The sequence below is a fragment of the Brevinematia bacterium genome (assembly GCA_039630355.1).
GTDB lineage: Bacteria > Spirochaetota > Brevinematia > DTOW01 > DTOW01 > SKYB106.
Genome location: JBCNVF010000020.1, coordinates 1 through 5,960, shown reverse-complemented (window position 1 = coordinate 5,960; position 5,960 = coordinate 1). Strand labels below are relative to the sequence as shown.

Annotated in this window: 9 protein-coding genes; all 9 read right to left on the bottom strand. The window is 33.6% G+C overall.

Translation table 11 applies throughout. The features are described from left to right. On the bottom strand, positions 1 to 184 hold a 184-nt coding region (locus ABDH28_01910), incomplete at its 3' end, for a hypothetical protein (protein MEN2997781.1). After that, positions 165 to 959 carry a hypothetical protein gene (locus ABDH28_01905; GenBank protein ID MEN2997780.1) on the bottom strand — a complete coding sequence of 265 codons (795 nt, stop codon included), beginning with the start codon at positions 957 to 959 and terminating at the stop codon, positions 165 to 167. The genes ABDH28_01905 and ABDH28_01910, both read right to left, overlap by 20 nt. Continuing rightward, positions 898 to 1,722 (bottom strand): hypothetical protein, encoded by an 825-nt coding sequence (locus ABDH28_01900; GenBank protein MEN2997779.1) that lies wholly within the window; start codon positions 1,720 to 1,722, stop codon positions 898 to 900. The genes ABDH28_01905 and ABDH28_01900 overlap by 62 nt, the downstream gene beginning before the upstream one ends. Before the next feature lie 9 nt (positions 1,723 to 1,731). Next, positions 1,732 to 2,106 (bottom strand): hypothetical protein, encoded by a 375-nt coding sequence (locus ABDH28_01895; protein MEN2997778.1) that lies wholly within the window; start codon positions 2,104 to 2,106, stop codon positions 1,732 to 1,734. Continuing rightward, positions 2,096 to 2,701, bottom strand: a complete 606-nt coding sequence (locus tag ABDH28_01890) for a hypothetical protein (protein MEN2997777.1) — start codon at positions 2,699 to 2,701, stop codon at positions 2,096 to 2,098. The genes ABDH28_01895 and ABDH28_01890 overlap by 11 nt, the downstream gene beginning before the upstream one ends. A 548-nt stretch (positions 2,702 to 3,249) precedes the next feature. Continuing rightward, a complete protein-coding gene (locus ABDH28_01885) occupies positions 3,250 to 3,711 on the bottom strand; it encodes a hypothetical protein (GenBank protein ID MEN2997776.1) in 462 nt (153 codons plus the stop codon). Between the two features lie 2 nt (positions 3,712 to 3,713). Continuing rightward, positions 3,714 to 4,640 carry a hypothetical protein gene (locus ABDH28_01880; protein ID MEN2997775.1) on the bottom strand — a complete coding sequence of 309 codons (927 nt, stop codon included), beginning with the start codon at positions 4,638 to 4,640 and terminating at the stop codon, positions 3,714 to 3,716. 43 nt (positions 4,641 to 4,683) lie between these two features. Further along, complete coding sequence (locus ABDH28_01875) at positions 4,684 to 5,070, bottom strand: hypothetical protein (protein ID MEN2997774.1); 387 nt, start codon at positions 5,068 to 5,070, stop codon at positions 4,684 to 4,686. Positions 5,071 to 5,081: 11 nt separating this feature from the next. Next, positions 5,082 to 5,882, bottom strand: a complete 801-nt coding sequence (locus ABDH28_01870; GenBank protein ID MEN2997773.1) for a hypothetical protein — start codon at positions 5,880 to 5,882, stop codon at positions 5,082 to 5,084. Positions 5,883 to 5,960 lie beyond the last annotated feature (78 nt).

The following is a 5,960-nucleotide window of genomic DNA, read 5'->3' as shown; positions in this document are numbered from 1 at the left end:
TGAATGGGAAAATGGATAAAGCTATATCCAATAGCACTGTGCTATCTTTCCCACCAGAGAAGGCGATATAATATTTTTCTTTATCCTGCAGGCTAGATATAACATTTTTTGCTTCCTCTACTACATCTTTACAGAACCCTGATAGATAATATTCTTTAAATGCTTCAGCTTCCATCCTTTTCATCTTCTTTTATCTCCACCTCAGTTCCAGGTATAACACATAAATTTACATTATCTATAAGCCAGTATGGAGGCTTGTAAGCAATTCCAATAGGCTTTCCCTTATAGTATTTTAAATAATCCACAGGTATAACCCTTTTAGCAATTCCTTCCTGTACTATAACAAACTCATCATTAAGTTCTTCAACCTCCACTTTCTTAACAATTCCCCATCCAGTCCTAGTATCGTCCCCTAGTGCTGGTATCTTATACAAAAGCTCTACCCATTTTGCATCCATCCGTATAACACCAGTTGCCATTTTAGGGTTTATATATATAAACTTTTCTGCAAAGCTCCTAAAAGTTCCAGTTCCTATCCTAACAGTTCCCTTTTCATAAAACCTATCTTCAAACCTTTTATATAATACTTCTACATGTCTTTTATGCATACCAAACTCTAAAGCTGTAGCCTTATATAAATCCTTCCATTTATCCACAACTGGCATGTATCCTTCTTCCTCCAGTGTTTTACCAAGTGTTACCTTAAATATTTCTGAAAGGTCTATTCTAGCAGTATGGACATAATAATACTTCTGACCTAGTATAGCAAGCAAATATCTATGTAACATAATACCATCTAGATGTATAAACGGCCAAGAGAGAGCTATAGGAGTTTGTAGATAAAAGGTAACTTTATAGGTTTTATAGTTCCTACTAAGTCCATCCTTTAGTAGTATGTTATACACTTCCTGCAAGGTTTCTAATAAACTCTGTGATAACTTTTGCATTTTGTTTAACATAACTAATATATTCCTCCTCTCCAACACTAACACCATAGTCAAAATCAATAAGTCCATCCCCCTGCGCACTCCTTGCACCTATATATGGGCTCTGTTTAAACAGGTTTATCATTCTAGCAAAACAGCTGTGTTCTATAGGTGTTGGATACTCTAGTAGGAAGAAGTGGTAAAAAAGTGTCCCTGGTACAAATACCTCATAATCAACCTTCATCTGAACAGCTTCTTCCCCTTCTTCTCTTGCCTGTAGGTCATCTCTTCGTGTAAGAAAAGCTTCATCTGTAAATACCCTTATCGGCTTTATTTTTATCCCCTCTAGTATGTGCTGCGGTATAAATTCTTTTGTTTCCTGTGCTATAGGGATAAGGTGCGCAACTTTAATTTTGCCCACTAGCATCTGATTTCCCAGTGCACATCCAAAAAGAGATAGTGGTGGTATATTCTTTCTTATCTGTTGTCTAAGCTCTAAGTTAAGCACTCCTTCTACCTCTTCTCCTCCTTCTAGCACACCACCTGTAAAAAAGGAGTGGTATATTCGCTTTGGAAGTGTTTCTGGTGGAACTCCGATGAGTTCCATAAAATCTCTCATCACAAGCCTTCTTATCCTTCCTCTTAAATGATTTCCAGATATATATGGAATTGGAACTTCTCCATATTCTGTTTGTATAAATATCGTTCTTAGAACTGGTGTACTACCAGTTTTCTCGTTACCCCCATGATGCACAGGAGTAAGAGCTTTTACAATAGATTCATATCTAATAAACATATAAACCTCCTAAAATAAACCTGTTGTATCTATATCTTTTATTTCTTCCTCTACATCCTTTTTACTTCTTATTTCCTTTGCTTTTACAATGGCTTTTAGACAGAGTGGTATATGCTCTGTATACAAAGCGGAAAGAACTATTTTACTATAAGGCTCTAGATAAGCTATTAGGGGCAAAACTTCTTGCGGAAGAGACTGTATTCCGAAATAATTACATAACTTACTTATAAATTCTCCCAAACTTTCCCTTCTACTAGCAGCTCTTACTCTGTGGTTAAAAACATCGTGAATATTCTTACTAGTTCTAATCTTCTTAAAATCTATCCTATTATAAACCCTTGCAAGTAATTCAACTACTTTTCCCTCTAATTCTTCATGTAACATACATAACCACCTCCAAAACAGGAGTATTAGTATACTCCCTTATAAGCTTATATTCTTCTTCTAATCCAAACTCTAGTATCTTTTTATACGTGTTAACATCCATACTAACTAAGCGTGTCTTAGGAATTTTATTACTTATAACCTTTTCTACAGCAGTTAGTAGACTTTTAACTTCTTCCCATGTAGTTTGCACACAGCCAACAAAATCTGTGTGAATATAAAATATGTTACTACTAACGGATATATTTCTAAACCCTTCCAACCAACCTTGTTTTTTATAGGTCTTGGTAAGGTAAATAACAAAGGGATAGGTAGGGGATAAAAGAAACTGAACTGCTTCTTTAGGTTTTATAAACATTACCCCGTTAGAAGTTGCTAAAAATGAGCTTCTTCTAAACCTATCATCCCTCCACATCTCCACGCATCTCTGACATAGCTTATTACCACGAACCTTGTTGTAATATACAAAGTTATCACTTACCACTTCTTCTAAAGGATAGAAGGCAGGAGATAGAGTTGGACCGCATAACGCACATACACCCTCTATCTCCTTTTCATATGTTTTACTTATCACTAGGGAACTTACGGAACGCATCAATACGGTATTTTGTAGGAAATGGAATCTTACTTTCAAGAGGCTTTCAAAATGCTAAGTTTCAAACACTTCTTCTAAAAGAAGAATCTTCTTCTAAAAGCTTCTAGGAGTCATATATATGTATATGACTCTAATATATGCTTTCTTATTCTTACTTGTACATATTCCTATACGTAGTAGATTTTTATAGAGTATATATTTATATATACTCCTCACATTTTCACTAAATAGTGAAAGCGTGTTTTGTGTTAGTTTGCCTAGGTTTTTCCTAGGTAAGCGGGCTTTCACTATTTCAGCTAAATATTTCACTACTTTAGCTAAATATTTCACTATTTTAGTGAAAGATACTTAGCTAAACTAGTAAAAGGGAAATAATTTTTTAAACTACTAAAGTGGTATAAAGACTTGATAAAACTTTTAGAACCCTTCACTATTTCAGTGAAATATTTCACTATTTCAGCTAAATATTTCACTATTTTAGTGAAATATCTAATGACATAAACCAAGTGCGCATCAAAGTAGATATAATATAGCATGGCAACATGAAGCTATAGAAGTGAAATAATAAACTGGATTACCTCTACCATCCTGACATTCTCATTTACTAACTTAATGGTTTCTCCCTCTAAAACATAGAGAGGGAGCTTGTTATTTATATTACCAGATATATATATACTCTTTGTATTTTTGTCAAATAAAATGGCTTCCTTTATTCCTAGTTCCTTCATCTTACTAGAAATTTTCTCAGGAATGGGTCTAGGTTTTTTAGGTAGCATAGGTGTCTGTGTAGAAGGCATGGTTTTCTTTTTATATACAAAGCATCTTTGAGCTAACATGTCCAGATAAAATACCTTCTCTCCTATAAGCTTCTTATCTAAATACTCCTTGGTCACCTCTTCTAGAATTTCAGTCCATTTTTCCTGAGGTATATTATTCGCTAGCAATACCTTTATTACTTTTTCTTTTTCTACAGGGTATCCTGCCATTGCAATATATTTTTCTATGTCCATATTCAACCTCCCCATTCTCTCTTTAATTTCTCTATTTCTATTTTATCTAGCATGTCATTTACTAACTTTTTAGACTTATAGTTTATTAGGTCTTGTATGAAATTAATGTCAGTTAATAGAGATATACTTATTGAAGATGTCGTTAAAGGATTTCTACTATTTCTAGTCTCAATTATCTTAACTTTAAGATTTTCTATAGCTTTTATATAATCCTCTTTTGATATTTTTTCAAGTATTGAAAGTATTCTTAATATGGTCTTACCAGTTATTACAAACTTTGTGTCTAGTCTATTATTTATTTCATTTAGTATACTTATCGCATCTTGTATTTTCTCCTGTGGTATGTTATATTTATAAAAGTTAGAACAAAAATGTTTTAGTGAAAAAAAAGGAGAGTATTTTTCAGTATTGATATATAAAAGCATAGCGTTCTTTATTTCACTGGTAGTATTACTAAGTAAGAGTTTTTTAAGAAGGCTTAGTTCTGCTTCCTTAGATATACTTTCTTTCATTTCAGACTTTTCGTAAAAAAACTTTCTTAGATAGAATAAAGCATCTCTACTTACCTTGCTAACCTCTATATCTTTTTTACTTTTCTTTCTACTAACTTTTTCACTATCCTCATTCCTTAACTCTTTTCTATCATTTTTTATACTTTCTACAGGTATATTTTTACTTTTTATACTATCCATTATCTTTTCTTTTATTTCCTGTTTATACTTTTCAACTATTTCCCTTGAAGGTTTTTCTCCAACTGTTAGCTCTAAAAGTATTTCCATTTCTGCAATTTTTCTTGCTATGTTATTAATATTTTTTTTAGTATTCACTACCACATTCCATATATATGAAATACTATGTCCTAATATTTTTGAGACTTTATAAAAGCTTTTAGTAATATTATACGTGTATATAATTAAAATTTTCTTCATAAGATCCCTCCTAGTTCAGAGAGGGGTTAGTCCCCCTCTCTTATTATCTTTTATCTGAGCACTGCTTCTCTATAATATAGAGGTCTATTAGCTTCCTAGCAGTTATCATTACTTGTTGAAGGGCATCCGCTATCTTATCCAGTGTGTGTTGATCTTCTATTTCTTGCTTAATTCTGATTGTCACCATATTTTCTATATCTTTCTGTGTAAGCTTTTCCTCTCTATATATCTTCATTTTATTAGTATCATGTATTCCTTTTATCTTCAAGAATTCTTCAGACTCTTTTATTTCTCTTGCTATCCTCACCTTGGCATATTGTTTGACTATATAGGAATAGTAGGAAGTGGCTTTGATTAATGTTTCTCTCACTTTTGTGTCATCAGATAGATCAAGGTTATCTAAAAAGTCAGTAATTTCTTTTATATCCATACACTGCCTCCTTATTCACTTAAATATTCTCCATGCCTCGCTTTTTCTATATTTCTAGCAACTTCTATTAGCTGTGAAGGTTTTAACTTACTGAGACTATCCACTTTATAATATCTTTTTATATCTTCAATATCATCTTCCAGTCCCCACTCCTGTGCTTTCTTATTAACTGCATTAACTAGTATGCGTATCCATTCATCCCAATTACCTACCTTAAGCTCCTCCAGATTAATAAACTCTTTAAGTATCTGTGCATTTTTACTATTAAACCACTCTATCTTTTTTGCTATGTCTATATCACTTTCCCCATTTACCTTATTCCCTTGCTTCATCTCTGGCTTCATCTCTGGTGTGTCTTTTGGTGCATCTAACTTTGGTGCTGGGTTATTCGGTATTTCTTGTCTCCAGTTTTTTGCTTGTAGTTTTCCTTCGCTAATAAGTCTTCTTACCTCTGAATTAACTATAACAGTCCCTAGTGCGTGTTCTATCGCCCTCTTTATCGCTCGTGTTTCCGCTATCGCAAGGATATCATGCCCAATACGATGGCTTTCTCTGTTTGCCATCTCTTCCTTGGAGCAAGACCCGTGTCCAGTCCCAGTTCTCTCCTCTCCATTTGCCCTTACGACTATCTTGCATTTTACTATCACGATGTTGGAGTCATATCTGACTACTTCTGTATCTAGGTTATAGGATGGAATGGTGTTAAGTATCTTCAGTAATCCATCCTTGCTTATATCCACGTTCCCTCCGACTATTACAAAGTCGGCGGGTTCAAGCCTCAAGGCTTTCAGAAAATCAAATTGGCTTTCCATAAAACCCTCCTATAGGTTAAAATGAGGAGCAAAGCCCCTCTTAGAAATTAACTATGTAAAAGCAGTAGGGTAGTTGTT

What these genes read in the sequence shown, in the direction of transcription:
- ABDH28_01880 (MEN2997775.1), bottom strand. Translation starts at nt 4,640, where the DNA reads ATGAAGAAAATTTTAATTATATACACGTATAATATTACTAAAAGCTTT.
- ABDH28_01890 (MEN2997777.1), bottom strand. Translation starts at nt 2,701, where the DNA reads ATGCGTTCCGTAAGTTCCCTAGTGATAAGTAAAACATATGAAAAGGAG.
- ABDH28_01870 (MEN2997773.1), bottom strand. Translation starts at nt 5,882, where the DNA reads ATGGAAAGCCAATTTGATTTTCTGAAAGCCTTGAGGCTTGAACCCGCC.
- ABDH28_01895 (MEN2997778.1), bottom strand. Translation starts at nt 2,106, where the DNA reads ATGTTACATGAAGAATTAGAGGGAAAAGTAGTTGAATTACTTGCAAGG.
- ABDH28_01900 (MEN2997779.1), bottom strand. Translation starts at nt 1,722, where the DNA reads ATGTTTATTAGATATGAATCTATTGTAAAAGCTCTTACTCCTGTGCAT.
- ABDH28_01885 (MEN2997776.1), bottom strand. Translation starts at nt 3,711, where the DNA reads ATGGACATAGAAAAATATATTGCAATGGCAGGATACCCTGTAGAAAAA.
- ABDH28_01875 (MEN2997774.1), bottom strand. Translation starts at nt 5,070, where the DNA reads ATGGATATAAAAGAAATTACTGACTTTTTAGATAACCTTGATCTATCT.
- ABDH28_01905 (MEN2997780.1), bottom strand. Translation starts at nt 959, where the DNA reads ATGTTAAACAAAATGCAAAAGTTATCACAGAGTTTATTAGAAACCTTG.